13 protein-coding genes and 2 pseudogenes are annotated in these 16,632 nt (G+C 45.6%); 8 read left to right on the top strand and 7 right to left on the bottom strand.

The window, feature by feature from the left end; genetic code table 11:
• The first annotated feature begins 8 nt into the window (after nt 1-8).
• The 4 genes from ON05_RS11505 (at nt 9) to ON05_RS11490 (ending at nt 3,907) form a co-directional block, all read left to right on the top strand.
• Nucleotides 9-671, top strand: a complete 663-nt coding sequence (locus ON05_RS11505; RefSeq protein WP_010472189.1) for a pentapeptide repeat-containing protein — start codon at nt 9-11, stop codon at nt 669-671.
• Between the two features lie 51 nt (nt 672-722).
• On the top strand, nt 723-1,223 hold the full coding sequence (locus ON05_RS11500; RefSeq protein ID WP_010472188.1) for a GNAT family N-acetyltransferase: 501 nt from the start codon (nt 723-725) through the stop codon (nt 1,221-1,223).
• 503 nt (nt 1,224-1,726) lie between these two features.
• The gene (locus tag ON05_RS11495) at nt 1,727-2,338 is read left to right on the top strand and encodes a COP23 domain-containing protein (RefSeq protein ID WP_010472185.1); all 612 of its coding nucleotides are present in this window, start codon (nt 1,727-1,729) and stop codon (nt 2,336-2,338) included.
• 75 nt (nt 2,339-2,413) lie between these two features.
• Nucleotides 2,414-3,907, top strand: coding sequence for a serine protease (locus ON05_RS11490; RefSeq protein ID WP_010472183.1), 1,494 nt, complete (start codon nt 2,414-2,416; stop codon nt 3,905-3,907).
• Between the two features lie 192 nt (nt 3,908-4,099).
• On the opposite strand, the gene ON05_RS11485 is transcribed toward ON05_RS11490, so the two are convergent.
• Entirely contained in the window at nt 4,100-6,043 is a 1,944-nt protein-coding gene (locus ON05_RS11485; RefSeq protein WP_010472182.1) for a lipoxygenase family protein, read from the bottom strand.
• A 569-nt stretch (nt 6,044-6,612) separates the two neighbouring features.
• On the bottom strand, nt 6,613-7,125 hold the full coding sequence (locus ON05_RS11480) for a hypothetical protein (protein ID WP_010472179.1): 513 nt from the start codon (nt 7,123-7,125) through the stop codon (nt 6,613-6,615).
• Nucleotides 7,126-7,303: 178 nt separating this feature from the next.
• Here ON05_RS11480 and ON05_RS11475 point away from each other — a divergent pair, with 178 nt between their 5' ends.
• Nucleotides 7,304-8,695, top strand: coding sequence for an NAD-dependent malic enzyme (locus tag ON05_RS11475; RefSeq protein ID WP_010472177.1), 1,392 nt, complete (start codon nt 7,304-7,306; stop codon nt 8,693-8,695).
• A gap of 49 nt (nt 8,696-8,744) precedes the next feature.
• Here the strand turns inward: ON05_RS11475 and ON05_RS11470 are convergent, their stop codons facing one another.
• Nucleotides 8,745-9,389: a hypothetical protein gene (locus tag ON05_RS11470; RefSeq protein WP_010472174.1), complete on the bottom strand. Its 645-nt coding sequence runs from the start codon at nt 9,387-9,389 to the stop codon at nt 8,745-8,747.
• Between the two features lie 374 nt (nt 9,390-9,763).
• Nucleotides 9,764-10,021, bottom strand: coding sequence for a hypothetical protein (locus ON05_RS11465; RefSeq protein WP_010472172.1), 258 nt, complete (start codon nt 10,019-10,021; stop codon nt 9,764-9,766).
• Between the two features lie 103 nt (nt 10,022-10,124).
• On the opposite strand from ON05_RS11465, the gene ON05_RS11460 reads away from it, so the two are divergent.
• The 3 genes and pseudogenes from ON05_RS11460 (at nt 10,125) to ON05_RS11450 (ending at nt 11,423) form a co-directional block, all read left to right on the top strand.
• Entirely contained in the window at nt 10,125-10,691 is a 567-nt protein-coding gene (locus ON05_RS11460) for a Uma2 family endonuclease (RefSeq protein WP_010472170.1), read from the top strand.
• 19 nt (nt 10,692-10,710) lie between these two features.
• Nucleotides 10,711-10,947: pseudogene (locus ON05_RS11455) on the top strand (DUF29 domain-containing protein); the annotation flags it as partial.
• Between the two features lie 34 nt (nt 10,948-10,981).
• Nucleotides 10,982-11,423 (top strand): annotated as a pseudogene (locus ON05_RS11450) (DUF29 domain-containing protein).
• A 1,037-nt stretch (nt 11,424-12,460) separates the two neighbouring features.
• On the opposite strand, the gene ileS reads toward ON05_RS11450, so the two are convergent.
• From ileS to ON05_RS11435, 3 genes are all read right to left on the bottom strand, one after another.
• Nucleotides 12,461-15,373: an isoleucine--tRNA ligase gene (gene ileS / locus ON05_RS11445; RefSeq protein WP_010472162.1), complete on the bottom strand. Its 2,913-nt coding sequence runs from the start codon at nt 15,371-15,373 to the stop codon at nt 12,461-12,463.
• 208 nt (nt 15,374-15,581) lie between these two features.
• Nucleotides 15,582-16,145, bottom strand: a complete 564-nt coding sequence (locus ON05_RS11440) for a Uma2 family endonuclease (protein ID WP_010472161.1) — start codon at nt 16,143-16,145, stop codon at nt 15,582-15,584.
• A gap of 91 nt (nt 16,146-16,236) precedes the next feature.
• Nucleotides 16,237-16,629, bottom strand: coding sequence for a hypothetical protein (locus tag ON05_RS11435; RefSeq protein ID WP_010472160.1), 393 nt, complete (start codon nt 16,627-16,629; stop codon nt 16,237-16,239).
• Nucleotides 16,630-16,632: the final 3 nt, after the last annotated feature.

Raw genomic sequence — 16,632 nt, 5'->3', positions numbered from 1 at the left:
TGCCTTGGATGGAGAATTCTATCCAGGCGTCGTTGTTAGACTGTAAAGCCATGCTAGTTGACATTCACTCCGACTCCCTCATTGAACAATACGCGAACGGTATCCGAGACTTTAGCTCCACAATTTTGACCGGGGATAGTCTGTGTGAACTGTTGCTAAATGGTATTAATTTTGAACAGGCAAACCTAGCTCGGGTCAATATGAGCCTGACCCAATTCCGTGGGAGTAATCTCAGAGGTGCGAATTTATCCCAAGGATTGCTGTGGCGGACAGACTTTATGGATGCCTGTTTGGAAGTGGCTAACTTAAGTCAATCCAAGCTCATTCGGGCGACCCTAACACGAGCCAACTTGAAGCAAGCTCTACTGGCAAAAGCAGATCTCAGGGTTGCAAATCTACGAGCAGCTAATTGTCCAGGGGCAAATCTGGCAGGAGCAGATCTTCGCTATGCAGACCTGACTGGCATTAACCTCAAAGGTGCAAACCTCAGTGGCGCTGACTTAACGGGTGCTGATTTAACGGGTGCTGATCTGAGTGGGGCTATTTTAACCGGTACTGTCCTTAGACAAGTAGATTTAAGTCAGGTGATCTTACAGGATGTGGACTGGAACCATCGCCACTTGGACATTCTAGAAAGTAATCCAGTGTTGACTGCGACGGAAAAGAAGTAATTAAGCAGCGACTATAATTTGGGGATGTAGCGATGTGCGATCGCATCCTCTATGCTCACCCTTCGAGATTATGCCAATTCAGATATTGAAGCGTTGGTAGCGCTCGCTAACAACCCATTGGTGTCGCGTTTTTTGGTTTATACCTTTCCTTATCCCTATACCCGAGCTGATGCAGAATGGTGGATTTCTGAAGGGGTGAAGGCTGAAGGAGATATAACGAAGGTCATCGAATATAACGGCCAATTTGTGGGCAGTGTTGGTCTAACTCGACAATTAGGTTGGCGTGACCACCTCGCTGAAATTGGCTATTGGTTAGGAGAACCCTATTGGGGAAAGGGCATTGCGACCCAAGCGGTTAACCAAATGACCAAGTATGCTTTTTCCGACCTAAAATTGCAGAAGCTTTATGCGCCTATTTTGGCTCCGAATCAAGCTTCGATGAAAGTAGTGGAAAAATGTGGCTATGAGTTGGAAGGGGTACTCAAGCGGGAAGTGTTTAAAGATGGGCAGTATTATGATGTCCATTACTTCGCCAATGTATTGAAAATTTAGTGATTAAAACACGCTTTCTTAATCACTCGGTCTACTGCATCTGATAGCGTTCAATAAGTCCCAATAATCTGTAAATCTAATCCACTAGTTTGATCGATGGCTGTTTCTAAGCTGTGAATGGAATGATAATGATACTAAGGTTTTCATTCTAGGTGTTTGAGAAGCCAGAAATTTGATTATACCGGAGATGTAGTTGGTCTTGTACTGTGGTGCGATCGCAAAAAGATTGATGCTTTCTAGCCATAAATTTATATGAGCTTGTGAGTTTACTCATTCTTAAAAAATTTTCTGATTTGAAAACTGAAGTGATAATAATTAATTTTTTTGGAATTTCCAAAAAATGAAAATAATTGATTTTATTGTCTAGGCTTTATAAACTCAATAAAGTTGGAAGTGAGTCTTTTTTGAGGAAATGTAATCTCTAAAGAAGAGATGGCTATATCCAAGTTTATTGAGTTTGTTAGGTATATAGCGTTTTATGTAATTTAAGCTTGGACATGACTATGAAGCGTTACCCAATCGTATCTTTGCTGACAGTGCCCGTCGTCGTGGGTGCAACCTTGGGGGTGATTCGCTCCCCAGCACAAGCGAGTGAACCTCGATTTAGCTGTGGCCAAAGCCAAAATACGCCCACAACGCTGGCCAAAACGAAACAAGGCTTTGTTGCTGTGATTCGGTGGACTTCAGAACATTTTGCCGATTCAGGTTGGACCCCAGAGGCCCGTTGTCAAAAAGTATCGGGCTTGTTTGAGCAATACTACCGTGATGGGTCACTAAATTACTTAACAACTAAGTGGGATAGCAAAACGCGACAAAATATTGTCTGCGTTGCGCCTGCACCCAAGAAAGGGTGTACAGGGGTTTTATTTACCTTAAAACCCGGCAGTAACCCTGGTAGAACACTCCAACGGTTAATGGATTTGCGCGTACGAGCATCCAATGACCCCCTCAATGAGACAAACAGTCGGGTTTATATCAAGATGGATGAGTTTTTGAATTCCAGACCGACCATTGATGCGACTCCGACAGCCTCCTCTAACAACAGGAAACCCTCTCAACCCCAACCCGCTGAAAACTCAGCGCCCTCTCAGCCTAAACCAGATGATATTTGGTAGCTCCGGGTGTGCTGGCAAAGGTTGTGAACATTGGAGTTTGATTGGAGAGTCCCGCTGGATAGGAGGAGTGGATAGATGAAATTTGGCTATGGAATCCCATCGGTTTTAGTGGGGACAATAACAGTCGTTGTGGTGCAATCGCAGGCTGTTTTAGCGCTGTCTGCTTCCCAGGTTGCCAGTATTGCTGAGCAAATTAGCGTCAAGATTGATGGACAAGCGCCAGGTTCAGGCGTGATGATTGCCAAGCGAGATAAGACTTACTTTGTGCTGACGGCAGCTCATGTTGTCGAAACGGATGATGAGTACGAAGTGATTACGCCGGATAACCAGCGCCATTCATTAAGCTATGCACAGGTCAAAAAACTGCCCGGCGTTGACCTTGCTGTCGTGCAGTTCAGAAGTAACAAGCCCTATCAAATTGCCAATTTGGGTGATTCCAGCCAATCCCAGCGGGGCATGACCACCTATGTCGCCGGGTGGCCGTTGACGGGAACAGCGATTACGCAACCCACGCTGTTATTTCAGCAGGGGATTATCTCTGCCAATTCCCGGGTGCAACAAGATGACGGTTATGGATTAATTTATACCAACAACACCTTGCCCGGTATGTCTGGAGGCCCTGTCCTGAGCGAAGAAGGGACCTTAGTGGGCATTCATGGTCGTGGCGAAACGGATCGCCAAGCCAGCACCCGCAACCCAGATGTGGTGGTTAAGGTTGGCTACAACTTAGGGATTCCAATTAGTACATTTTTAGCTTTAGCACCTCAATCGGGACTCAATCTGGATTTGCAGGTTGCAGCTTCTCAAGCAACAGCTCCGAGTCCAGGGGCAAAACCTTCAAAGGTGGATGATTTGATTGCCCAAAGCGGGAATCAACTCTATCAGGGCAATAATGAAGCCGCTTTGAGCGCTCTCAACCAAGCGATTGAAACGGATCCTAAGGCAGCGGATGCCTATCGGTTAAGAGCGGATGCTCGCATGGCTTCGATTGGTTGGAGCTTTATGGAGGGCCGATCTAGCAAGAATCGCGATCTAGTCTTGGCGGCACAACAGGATATCAATGAGGCGATTCGCTTAAACCCGAACTTAAGCGATGCATATACCATCAGAGCCTATCTCAAGTTTGTCTTGCAAGATGGCGCGGGGGTGACAGCTGATATTAACCAAGCCCTGAGGTTAGATCCTCAAAATGCGATGCCTTATATCCTGCGTGCCAATCTATTGGCCGACCAGCGGCAGTGGCAGATGGCCATCGAGGATGCCAATCAAGCCTTAAAGTTGGATGCCAATTCTCCCTATGCAGCCTTTGCCTATAACGCCCGAGGTCTAGCACGGGCCAGTATCCGAGATATTTTGGGTGGACTGCAGGATTTGACAAAGGCGATTAATCTGTCTCCTGGCAATGCCTTGTTCTATATGAGTCGTGGCACGGTGCTTGCCCTGAGCGGTAAGAGAAATGAAGGACGGGCAGATCTGGAAAAAAGCGCCAGTCTGGCCCAACAGAAAGGCCGGACTGAGGTCTACAAAGAGGTCACTAAACGCTTGAATTTACTGAAACGTTTGCCTTAGTGGCGTATTTTGATCGCTGATTTTTACTTGGCCTAGTCCTTACATGCCATGATCAAATTTGATTCTGGACTAGAGTGATGCAACCTGAGTTCGGGATAAGCTGAAATCCTTATTTGGGCGTGCGTTGATGGCTTTATGCGTCTGTATAAAGATTTCAAAAAATGGACTTACCCCTAACTCAGGTGATCTACCTTAAATGTTGGTACTTTGGGGAATCTTGGACGGGAGCAAGATGTCGTAATATGTGGGTCGGGTTTCGTTCCGGTCTTGAATGATCAACTCAATCTCTTCTAATCTTTGTTGGAAGCTTAGGAGAGCCTGTTTAACTTGGAGGTCGTTGAAGTAGGTATGGTTGTTAATATCACCTAAATCTACATCATTGGCTTTGTAATATCCGAGCTGAGTATAGTAGACCGAACCCAAGGTATACCCTAGATCCAACTGTTGTTCGGCCAAACTCAGGGGTGGTAGTAAAGAGAAATAGTCTGCTTCACTGGCTTTCTCTGCTGTCGGGCCTTCATTGAACCCGGCTAGGGGCATATTGGGGACAAACGTCATCAACGATGCTTGGGGAAAATTGACCGATGCATGTTGAGCACTACAAGTGAAAATAATCAGCGTTGTCGCGTTTACTAGATAATCCAAGGTGCGAATTTTAGGCTCGGGTTCTTCTGGAGTCGATTCACCGATTTCAGTCATCTGGCCCCCATCTTCAGCTCTTAGCTCGGTTAACCAATCCTGGAGGGTTTCATCCTTGAGAACTGCATCATCATCTTTGTAGTAGATCTGAAGATAGGCCTCAACCCAATCGTGAATGGCATGCCAAATCAGTAATGCATCATCTCGATAGGGGTAGTCCGGTAGCTTTTGTAGGTCGTCCACGCCTCGGGATGCAAAGGTTTGGGGGAGCATGGAATCATTGAAAGAAAAGGGGTAACCCTTAGCGCCTTTGACGCTGAGCTGAACGGATGACTTTAAGGTGCCAAACAAGATTTTGTCTACGGTGCCACCCGGGGCAATTAAGCTATTGGCTGCTGCATTGTTGATAAATAAGGTGCCTTCGAAGTGGGGTAGGAGCAATTTACCCAGTGGATGCTCTGTTCCTAGGCGTCGGTAAGTGCCTAAAGCAATGGGCTCAATCCAGAGATGAGTCCGCCCTAAATGAGAAATCAATTCATGGTAGTTACCGTCGGCGATTTGAACGACGGTCTTGGCCATTCTCCAAGCAAGCCGCTCCTCTTTATCGGCTTCTAGACTGGGTGGTGTAAATATCGGGCTGCCTGCTTCTTGATGGCATTGAATGGCAATCGGCTGGAGGAGGCGACCGGGACAATTCCCGGATGCGATCGCAAATAAGGCCAACGGTGCATAGCGATACTTCAGAATTTCACGATCCTTCACCTCGACTGTACCCGCATCAATTTCTTCAAGAATTTGATAGTCTACCAGATACACTCGGCCATCATTCAAGGCTGCTTGGAGGGACTCACTATCTCCCATCACCGATTTAAACTGTTGGTCAGTGACTTGGAAATGGTCTGGGAGTTCAGAAATTCGGTTAATCACGAGGGGGTTAGCTCCGGCAACCCGTTGAGCGGCAAAGGCACGATCTTCTAGGAAATGATTGCTAATGTCTGGTAAGTAAATGATCTGAAAGAGATCGCGATAGTCTGCTAAGGACGGTTGCTCTTTAGCCTCTCTCGATTCAGCCGTTTCTTGGATATCCTTGACCATTGCTGAAATGCGGGCGGAGACTTTGTCAGGATGTTGCTCCTCCTTTACATCATGTTTGATATTTTGAGACTGGGCTCTGTTGCCAAAAATATTGGAGAGACCCCGTACAAGATTATTGACAGCATTGAAAAGCCTCTCCAGACCTGACTGATAGAGGGGATTTTCTAGAATTCGATATAAGCGAATAAACGTAATCAGACGACAGGCTGATCCTCTACGGACGGATATATCCTGCATGGCCTGATTGGCAATAATTCTGAGGACAACGGAAACGAGATCTCGAGTCCAGGGCCATTTTGTCAAAGATTGGTCTGCTGGAAACACCTCCTTGGCCATTGGATATTTCAATTCAGGGGAAACGTCTTTCAGGGCATCGTATCGATATTCATATTGTGGCGTCATAGTCACTCCTATTTGAGACGTTATTCTAATAGAACTTTAAAAATGTTTGGGGCTACTAGAATCATCAGATATGGCGCAGGACCGTATGCGAATTGCAAAGACTTATGTTCAATTAGTTACTAGTCTTTGCAAACTCTGAAAGTCTTTCAAAATAAGGTTTAGCTCTAGATTGCTTGTGTTTTGAGCTAGGTAAATCTTGATATTCATTTACATCTTCTATTGCCTGGAATAGATGCTTGAAAATTAAAAATATTTTTCTTCGAATGACTCAAATATTATGGTTGGCAGAAGAAAAAAGAAGTTGGGTCTTATGCAGATGCTGTGATGTTGTCTGGATTGTGTTCTAGTCTCTTCTAGGAATAAGGGAGAAACATGATCATGTCGCTTTAGGCCATTGAAATGGTCAAGCTACTTAATTAACCTGGAATGCTAGGTTACGTCTTGCCATTGTTAGTGGCAGGCTGGGATATATCGATCCTTGAGAACAGACCCTGGTTTGACTGACAAGATGCCACCAAGGTCTTCTAGTGCAGACTATACAAATTATTGTTGATGTAACAGAAACATGATTAGGCCTCAGGGGCAGCAAGATTTTGGAGTGTGGTGAGAGCTTCAGCAAGTCCAAGTTTATGGGACCGTCGATATTCACGTATAGCTCCGATACGATTCCCTTGATGCCAAAGCTCAAGGATGGCCTTATCGTCCAGAATGGGCTCTGGCAATGGCTGTGGCATGTCTGTTGTGGATATCCAGCCTAATTCAGCAGGTGTATCCAAGTGTTTCAGGAAATGAACAACAGCAGGTATAGCAAAGGCTCGCGGCACTAAACATTGATGGTGGATGGGGGTATCTTGCCCACCAATCGCTACAGTGACTATTTCTTCGGGACGCGTTGGATCCGCTAATACATAGTCGATGGTACAAACCACAAATCCTAGCTCGGTCTGTTCAACAATCAGTGCATCGTCGTTATCGAGGTGTGCATAAACCTCCCCTAATCCTTGACTAAACTGCTCTGCAATAGCATCGAGTTGTGAGGGAGAAGGGTTGATATGGCCGTTGATCTCAACGATATGTGGCATTCTGCAGTTAAGCGGGTAATTCGTATTTATGGTGTCAGCGCATCGTCCAGTATAGCGATTAGATATGAAGTCAATGTCCTTATCTCTCGACCCCAAACAAGCCTTCTTGGCTCACCTGTATGCCGTTACAATTGGGAGCGGTAGCTTGCAATAAATCTGACGTACGGTAGATATCACCATGGTTCAACTGACTCCCAACTCTAGCTTTAGTCTCACGATTCGGGTTAAGTTGCCCAACCAAACTGGAATGCTGGCTCAAGTCCTGCAGTCAATCGGTGATGCGGGTGGCAGTCTAGGACATATCGATCTTTTAGAACGGACCCATACCTCACTGACTCGCGAGATTACGGTTAATGCTTCCAGTACAGAGCATGCAGGTACCATTGTTGATGCGTTGAAAGCATTGCCGCAGATTACGTTACTGGACATCTCCGATCGCACGTTTGATTGCCACCGAGGCGGCAAAATTACCGTCCAAAGTAAGCTGCCCCTTCATAGCCAGGATGATTTATCCATGGCCTATACCCCTGGTGTGGGCCGGATCTGTACGGCCATTGCCCAAGAGAAAGACCAGGTGTATCGTTACACCATCAAAAGTAATACCGTGGCGGTTGTGACCGATGGCAGTGCGGTGTTGGGATTGGGCAATATTGGCCCAGAAGCAGCTTTACCCGTGATGGAAGGGAAGGCGTTACTGTTCCAGGAATTTGGCAAGATTAATGCCTTTCCCGTTTGTCTTGCCACCCAAGATGTAGATGAAATTGTGGAAACGGTAAAGCGGATGGCTCCCGTGTTTGGTGGTGTCAACCTAGAGGATATTAGTGCACCACGCTGCTTTGAAGTGGAAGAACGGTTACGCCGAGAACTGGATATTCCCGTCTTTCATGATGATCAACATGGCACCGCGATTGTGGTGTTGGCGGCGTTAATTAATGCTTTGAAGTTAGTCGATAAAGCTTTTGAAGAGATTGCCATTGTGATTAATGGGGCTGGGGCTGCGGGGGTTGCCATTGCCCGGTTATTGCAGAAAGCAGGAGTAAAAACGATTCGATTGTGCGATCGCAACGGCATAATCAGCCGAGATCGCACAGACTTAAACGAAACGAAGCAGTCCTTCGCCGTGGAACAGTCAGGTACCTTAGCCGATGCCCTCAAAGGTGCAGATGTGTTTCTGGGCGTTAGCGCCCCCGGCGTGTTAACCCCTGAGATGGTCAAAACAATGGCCCCCGACCGGATTGTGTTTGCCATGGCCAACCCGATTCCCGAAATCCAGCCTGAACTGATTCAAAGTGATGTGGCGGTGATTGCGACAGGGCGCAGTGATTATCCCAACCAGATTAATAATGTGTTGGCGTTTCCTGGGATTTTTCGAGGTGCTCTGAACTGCCGTGCTGCCGCTATTACAACGACAATGCACCTACAAGCTGCCTATGCGATCGCAGCACTGGTAGGAAGCGACGAACTCCACCACGATCACATTATTCCGTCTGTGTTTGATGAGCGCGTCGCTACAGCAGTCGCTTCGGCAGTGGAGCAAGCCGCTCGTCAAGAAGGAATTAGCCATTGTTAAAGTTTTGAGCAGCGCTGAATATCTAGGAAGGGTATGATTCCACAACAGACTAAAGAGTCTGTATCTTCTTCAGTCCTTGTATTGAGCATCTCCAGGAATAGCCAAACCAGCCAATAATGCCTAGTAGTTTGAAGCCGTCTTCGAATAGGATTCGCCATTGTCCAATCATTGCCTCAATCAGTTCTGGAAACGCATCCACTATGAGTGACAGTGCAAAAAAAATAAGGGCAACCCCAAAAATAAAATAGTCTGTTTGTAAGATGGTTCTCCAATATTTTACGATTCCACCGATTGCAAGCAAGCCGTAAATCAGGAGAATAACATTCTCACTTACTCTGAACAGTCTTGGATAGATTGATTCATGGAGCATAAATAAATCATCTAGCCCGAGAAGTAAGCTAAAAATACCTAAGCCTAGTAAAAACAGGGAAAATTTCTTGGTGCTGCGAGTGGGTTGCAATGCAGCCCAGCTAAATATACATATTGCACCAGATGCAGTGAGTACAAGGACTCCAAGATGCGATGCGATGCCGGCAAGGGGGTTGATGTTACCAATAACTGCTGGATCACGAGTAAAGGTCGTGATGGGGATATCAAATTTTAGACTTGCGAATGCGATCGCAAATAAGAACAGTATGGGTAAAGAATAAAGGGATAGTAAAAATGAAGATAACTTTTGGTTTGAAGAAAACATTTTGAAAAAAGTAAAAAATGAATTGATATCAATAATCTGAATATTTATGATTAGTCACCTTGCTTCATCATGCAGTTACGGAATGCCAAAGAGCAAGCTTTCTGGAAAGAATATTTAAAGATGCAGCTCTAAATTGAGAGGGGTTCTCTTGGCTTTACCCACTCTCAAGACCAGACTGCTATGAAGTTCCAGCAATCTGATCTCTGGTCGCTCTGCAGCCAAGGATGCGTCACAAGACATTTACGACAACGACCAGATGCTTAACTCATAAGCCAATCGGAGTTCGGACTATGCCGAAACTCTGGTTCTGGCAATCCAACCCCCTTATCCGTTCGTTGATGTTATGGGCCAATAGGGATAGCCTAAACCAGGCGTTATTTTGTATTCGATTGGTACCTACCTTCCTGAGTTAGACTGATTTGACCTTGGGTGACTAAATTTTCGATGATGGGTTCGCAGCGATCGCATTTCTCACCATCTGCCTTTACCCCGACCACACCCCGGTTTTCAGACTGGGACTGATACTTTAACTCCTCTAAATTTTTAGGTGTATCCAGCAATTTCACCTGGGACGCTAAAAATAGGTATCGTAACTCATCCACATTATTTGAACCCTTACCGGTAGGATTCATGGCTGCTAACTGCTGATGCAGATCCTGATCACTCCCTGCTAGCGTTACCCTAAAAACGCCTGCGATAAAATATTGATAATTGTACTAAATATATAATGACGGCATGGCAACAACTACTTCTAAAGAGCTTTGTTGGACCAGCGCAGACTTGGAACTGTTTCCCGAGGGTGATTGGAAGCGTTACGAAATTGTGAATGGAGAGTTGTTTGTGACGCGAGCACCCCATCTAGGACATCAAGATTCTGCTGGTTTAACCTATGCCAGATTGTTGTTATGGTCGGAAGACACTGGCTTGGGTAAACCTTTTCTAGCCCCAGGCGTCGTTTTTTCTGATATGGATGATGTGATTCCTGATGTTGTCTGGGTGCAGAAGGAACGTCTGCCCAATATTGTGGATGAATCGGGACATTTTACGGAAGCGCCTGATTTGGTGATTGAGGTGCTTTCTGCTGGGACAACGAATGAGCGGAGGGATCGTGAAATTAAACTCAGGCTCTATTCCCTCAAAGGCGTCAAGGAATACTGGATTTTGAATTGGCGACTCAAGCAAATTGAGATCTATCGCCGCGACAATGCTCAACTCCAGCTTCAGGCGACGTTGTTAGAAACAGATTCACTTACATCTTCTCTATTGCCAGGGTTTGACTGCTTAGTGAGTCGTTGCTTTTAATGTATGGTCACTCATTCCTATGCAGACGACCACTCTCTACGATCAAGATTTTTACGATTGGACCCAGCGCCAGATAGAACTACTGCAAGCTCAACAATGGGAACAAGTGGATATTGACAATCTGATTGAGGAGATTGCCTCGTTGGATAAGCGGAAACGGCAAGAGCTGCGCAATCGATTGGGGGTTTTGTTGGGACATTTACTCCAGTGGCGCTATCAACCAGAAGCCCGATCTAAGAGCTGGTTCTATTTAGTGAGTCGTTGCTTTTAATGTATGGTCACTCATTCCTATGCAGACGACCACTCTCTACGATCAAGATTTTTACGATTGGACCCAGCGCCAGATAGAACTACTGCAAGCTCAACAATGGGAACAAGTGGATATTGACAATCTGATTGAGGAGATTGCCTCGTTGGGTAAGCGGAAACGGCAAGAGCTGCGCAATCGATTGGGGGTTTTGTTGGGACATTTACTCCAGTGGCGCTATCAACCAGAAGCCCGATCTAAGAGCTGGTTCTATGCGATTAAAGAGCAGCGTCAGGAAATAGCACGCCATCTGCGAGAGAATTCTAGCTTGAAGCCTTATCTGAGTGGAAGCGATTGAGATTGGGTATGAAAAGGGTCTCAATCTTGTGGGTAAAGAGATGTCCTTGGACCCCACACAACTTCCTCAAATCTGTCCTTTTTCTGAGACAGAAATCTTTGAAACATCAGTAGATTGGCAAGTATAAATTGGCATCATGACTTGGGTGATGATTGCTTCAGCATGCCGTAGATATGATACCTAAGCTTGCGTGTTTTCAAGCGCACTGAGGTGATTGTTTATGGGAATACTGACATACAAGAATGTATAAAATTGAGCTTCAACAATGATGAGAAATCATATTTTAGGTCTAATAATCAATTTCATTGGTGGTATGTTGCTAGGCCACAATCTTGCACCTTCATGGTTTGGGTTCGTAGAGATTCTGGGAACAACTGCCCTGATAGGGTGTGTGGCTTGTCCTTTTCCAACTCAAATAAATTGGTTGAGAAAGTTCAGAATAATTCTTTTCTTAGTGGGTGGACTGTCTATCCAGTTTGCAGTGTATGCAGCATCATATATAGGGTTCAATATATTCATTGGATGGTCTATGGTGATGTGCTTTTGGATGACACTCAATATTGCTGACCTTAACTTAACAAACGTCACAAATACTATTATACGTACCTTTCTGCTATATATATCTGCTGGCTTGGGATTAGGTTTTGGCTATCTAGGATAGATATACTTATAGATCTAGTGTTATTTGAAGACAAAATGGACTCAAATAAAGGCAGTTTTTACTAAACATCATTTCTCTCAACTTATATAAAGTTAATAAATAGCTTAGTTTAGCTCCCTCTAAAAAATAGTTTAAAAATTAGCTTCCTAACCTCGAATATTTACGTTTACAAATTAGTGACAGAAATTTTCCCAGTTTACTTATTTTATAAAATAGATGTTTAATACAATCGATTTTCTTTGGAGAATATCATTCTATATATTGCCGGGTGTGTTCCTCATTTATATTCTTGCGCCGAGGCACTCTAATCTCTATAGAGCTGCCGCTGTGTTTATGGTTCTATATATTCTTGGTGGAATCTATAGTTTTTTCATTAATGCTATGAATTTTGATTCATATGACATCGATATAAGTTTTGTCAATCAGCTAGACTGGCTTTGGCAAATGAAATAGTCAGCAGTCAATCGCCTATCTTTGTTGGACTATTTTTATGTTAATTGGTTTCAAACAGTCGGTTGATAGCTGCCATCCTCAGATTTACTAATCCGACCTTGGGTAATTTGGTTTTCGATGATAGGTTCGCAGCGATCGCATAGCAAGGGATGCTTTTTAGACTGACCGACATAGGTGGAGTAATTCCAGCAGCGATCGCATTTCTGTCCATCTGCCTTAACAACACCCACACCTATGGTTTCAGACTGAAACTGATACATTAATCTATCTAACTTTTTAGGTGTATCCAGCAATTCCACCTGGGACGCCAAAAATAGGTACCGCAACTCATCTACGTTGTTTGAACCTGCTCCAGTGGCAGGATTCATGGCGGCTAACTGCTGACGCAAGTCCGTATCACTGACATACAGCAATACCTTCGATTCCAGGGAAGAACCGATCTGTTTTTCCACCCGAGCCTGCTCCAGCACCTTATTCACCTCTTGGCGAATCTCTCGCAGTACCACCCAGTGGCTAGCCAGATCAGGATTCTGCCACTGATCTTCTAGATGCATCCACCCGGAGGCAAACACCGATTGATGTTCTGTCTGATAGGGCAAGGACTGCCAGATATCCTCTGCCATATGGGAAAGCACCGGGGCAATGGCGCGGGCCAAATTCTCTAGGGCAATGGCCAATACTGTCTGACAGCTGCGCCGCCGAGGGTTATTCGGCTCGCTGATATAGAGGCGATCCTTGGCCGTATCTAAGTAGAAATTGGATAGATCGACGACACAGAAATTCTGTACGGTCTGGAAGAATCGGAAGAACTGGAAGCTCTCAAAAGCTTCTGTCACGTCAGTAAATACCTCTGTGATCCGATGCAGCATATAGCGATCGAGTTGAGGCAAATCCTCGTAGTTCACTGCATCTTGAGCCGGATCAAAGTCATGGAGGTTACCCAGCAAGAAGCGAGAGGTATTGCGGATCTTACGATACACATCCGCCATTTGCTTGAGGATATTTTTACCCAAAGGTACGTCGGAGGCATAGTCCACGGAAGACACCCAGAGGCGCAGCACATCGGCACCGTAGGGTGGATCTTGCTTTTGGTTTTTGCCACCAGCAATGACGATGGCTGGGTCCACCACATTCCCAATGGATTTACTCATCTTGCGACCCTGCTCATCCAGGACAAAGCCGTGGGTTAAGACGGTTTTATAGGGAGCATGGCCGTTGGTGGCCACGCTGGTCAAGATACTAGACTGGAACCAACCCCGATGCTGATCCGACCCTTCTAAGTACATTTCCGCTGGATATTTCAAAGGCTCCCGCTGATCGCAGACCGCCGCCCAGGATGACCCGGAATCAAACCAGACATCCATGGTGTCGGTGCCCTTGCGGTAGGTATTGCCATCGCTACGATAGGGTTCGGGCAAGAGTTCGTCGTTATCGAGTTCCCACCAGGCATCGGAGCCCTTCTCCGCCACGATTGCCTGCACATGGTTGATCGTAGCTTCATTCAGGAGAGGTTCGCCCGTGGCATCGTTGTAGAACACCGGAATGGGTACACCCCAATTGCGCTGCCGCGAGATACACCAATCCGATCGCTCTGAGACCATAGAAGTAATGCGGTTTTCTCCTTGGGCAGGAATCCAGTTTACGGTTGCGATCGCATCCAATACTGCCTCCCTAAACCCATCCACCGACGCAAACCACTGCTCCGTTGCTCGCAAGATCACTGGCTTTTTGGTCCGCCAATCGTAGGGATATTTGTGGGCATAGCTTTCTTCTTTTAACAGGGCACCTGCTGACTGTAGTGCCTCAATTACCGCTTCATTACCGCCATTTAAGACATTCAGCCCAGCGAAAGGACCCGCCTCATCAGTAAACGTGCCATCTCCATCTACTGGAGACAGCATTGCTAAACCATATTGCTGACCCACCTGATAGTCTTCTTGACCATGCCCTGGTGCAGTATGCACCAGTCCCGTCCCCGACTCAGTGGTCACATAGTCACCCAAGACCAAGGGGCCTTCTCGCTCAAACAGTGGGTGCTGGTAGGTGGAATTTTCTAGGGCTTTACCAGGGAGGGTCTTGATTATTTTGAAGGAGGACTCCAAAGTTTCCGTCAAGGTCTCCACCAAGTCTTCCGCCACAATCAGATAATCTTCGCCTGCCTTCACCACTGCATAGGTAAGGTCAGGATTTAAACTAACCGCTAAATTTCCCGGAATGGTCCAAGGCGTCGTTGTCCAGATGGCGACTTTAAGGGTTGGTAAATACTCATCGAGCAAAGGCTGGGCAGCCTCCGATAGCCCAGTCACCTTAAACGTGACATAGATACTACGGGAGGTATGACCTTCTGGATATTCCAGCTCGGCTTCGGCTAGGGCTGTTTGTGAGCTGGGACTCCAATAGACGGGCTTAAATCCCCGATAGATGTACCCCTTAAGGGCCATTTTGCCAAAGACGCCAATCTGGGCCGCTTCATATTCTGGCTTCAATGTTAGATAGGGGTTCTCCCAATTCCCCCAAACTCCATACCGCTGGAAACTCTTACTCTGCTTCTCCACAGTTTTCAGGGCAAAATCCCGAGCCTTCCACCGCAATTTCAGTGGTGTCAGCTTGGCCCGATTTTCAGGCTGAATATTCTGCAGTACCTTTAGCTCAATCGGTAAGCCGTGACAGTCCCAACCCGGTACATAGCGAACTTTGCGACCCTGCAAAAGCTGAAACTTATTGATGATGTCTTTGAGAATTTTGTTGAGGGCATGACCAATGTGTAGATCGCCGTTGGCATAGGGTGGCCCATCATGGAGTACAAACACATCTCCAGGATTATTCTGGGACAGGTTTTCGTAAATCTGGTGATCAGCCCAAAATTTTTGCAGTTCAGGTTCGCGCTTCACCGCATTGGCGCGCATATCAAATTTGGTTTTGGGGAGATTTACGGTCTTTTTATAGCGTCCGGATTCTGTCACAATTTCTAGCCAATACAGCAGAGAACATCAATAAGTCATTCAGACATTATCAACGAGATCTCAACGATGCTTCAACTTTTCAACCAAAAACTATTGGCATAGCTCCGTTAATGTCTTGTCAAACGAACCAGAAATCTATTGTTAGCTCCATTAAGTCATTGGATAAAGACGGAGTTGATAAATCCTGAGCATATCTGCTAGAACTCTATTACTCCAGCAACCAGTTAAACACCACTTCAATCGTGAGTGTTATGGGTCTAGCGAATTTAGGTACAGGCAGTGCATCAGTCGATTGATCAAACACTAAGGTCTGTTGTTGGGGGCGATACACCAAGATTGCTTTTTCGCTTGGGTCAATAAGCCATCCCATCTCAGCACCATGATTGAGGCAATGCAGAATATTTTTAGTCACTTTAGTATGACTCTGATCGGGAGATAGGATTTCAATCATCCAATCTGGGGCCAGTTGAAAAACATTGGCGATCTCTCTATTCTGATCACGTGCAATTCTGTCCCAACTGAAAACAGAGATATCGGGAACGATTGATCGATCACCAAATGTACAGCGTAATTCTGAAAAGGCTCTGGCAATTTTTTTAGGCCGTAGCTGAGCATTGATCGCAGTCGATAATTCTGTCTGAATCGAACTGTGCTTTCCTTGCGGCATAGGTTTTTGGATAATTTGTCCGTCTATGTACTCGCTAGCCGGTTCTGTTTCTGGCAATGCCAAAAACTCTGCTAAAGTTAAGCGCTGGATAGGAGTTTGTACCATCTGATTGCTAGCTCAAATAGAAATGTATCCGTTGACTTCAAGATAAATTCACTGCAAAGAACTAAACGTGCCGACTAAGGAACCCCAGTACTCACCATTCTTCTTCAAGTGCTTCTTTGAACATTGTTCCAAGGGTTATTTCATAGGGCAGTTCTTTATCTTCTTTATGATAAGCAACATAAGCTATGCCCTCTTCTTTATTCCAGCAACTCATTTCGATAATGTAGCTCCAATACCAATCAGGAGAGCCAGTGTTGATGTTCCTTTGAAAATCAGCGGCTCCCCAAACCTCTTGAATTTTGGCAACGACAGCTCCATATTCGCGTTGGAAATCAGCTTCGATAGTTTCTAAATTTGAAAACTCATGGTCAAAGAATAGTTTTGATACTTTCCAATCAAATGTATATCCATAGGGATGATAGTTCCCTGGAAGCATCTGCCACAAAAAGCTTTCAAGAATTTTGACCGGATGTCTATCTTTCATAAC

The organism is Acaryochloris sp. CCMEE 5410 (genome assembly GCF_000238775.2).
Taxonomy (GTDB): Bacteria; Cyanobacteriota; Cyanobacteriia; order Thermosynechococcales; family Thermosynechococcaceae; genus Acaryochloris.
The sequence above is the reverse complement of the archived record's forward strand: the minus strand, read 5'-3'. Positions and strand labels throughout refer to the sequence as shown.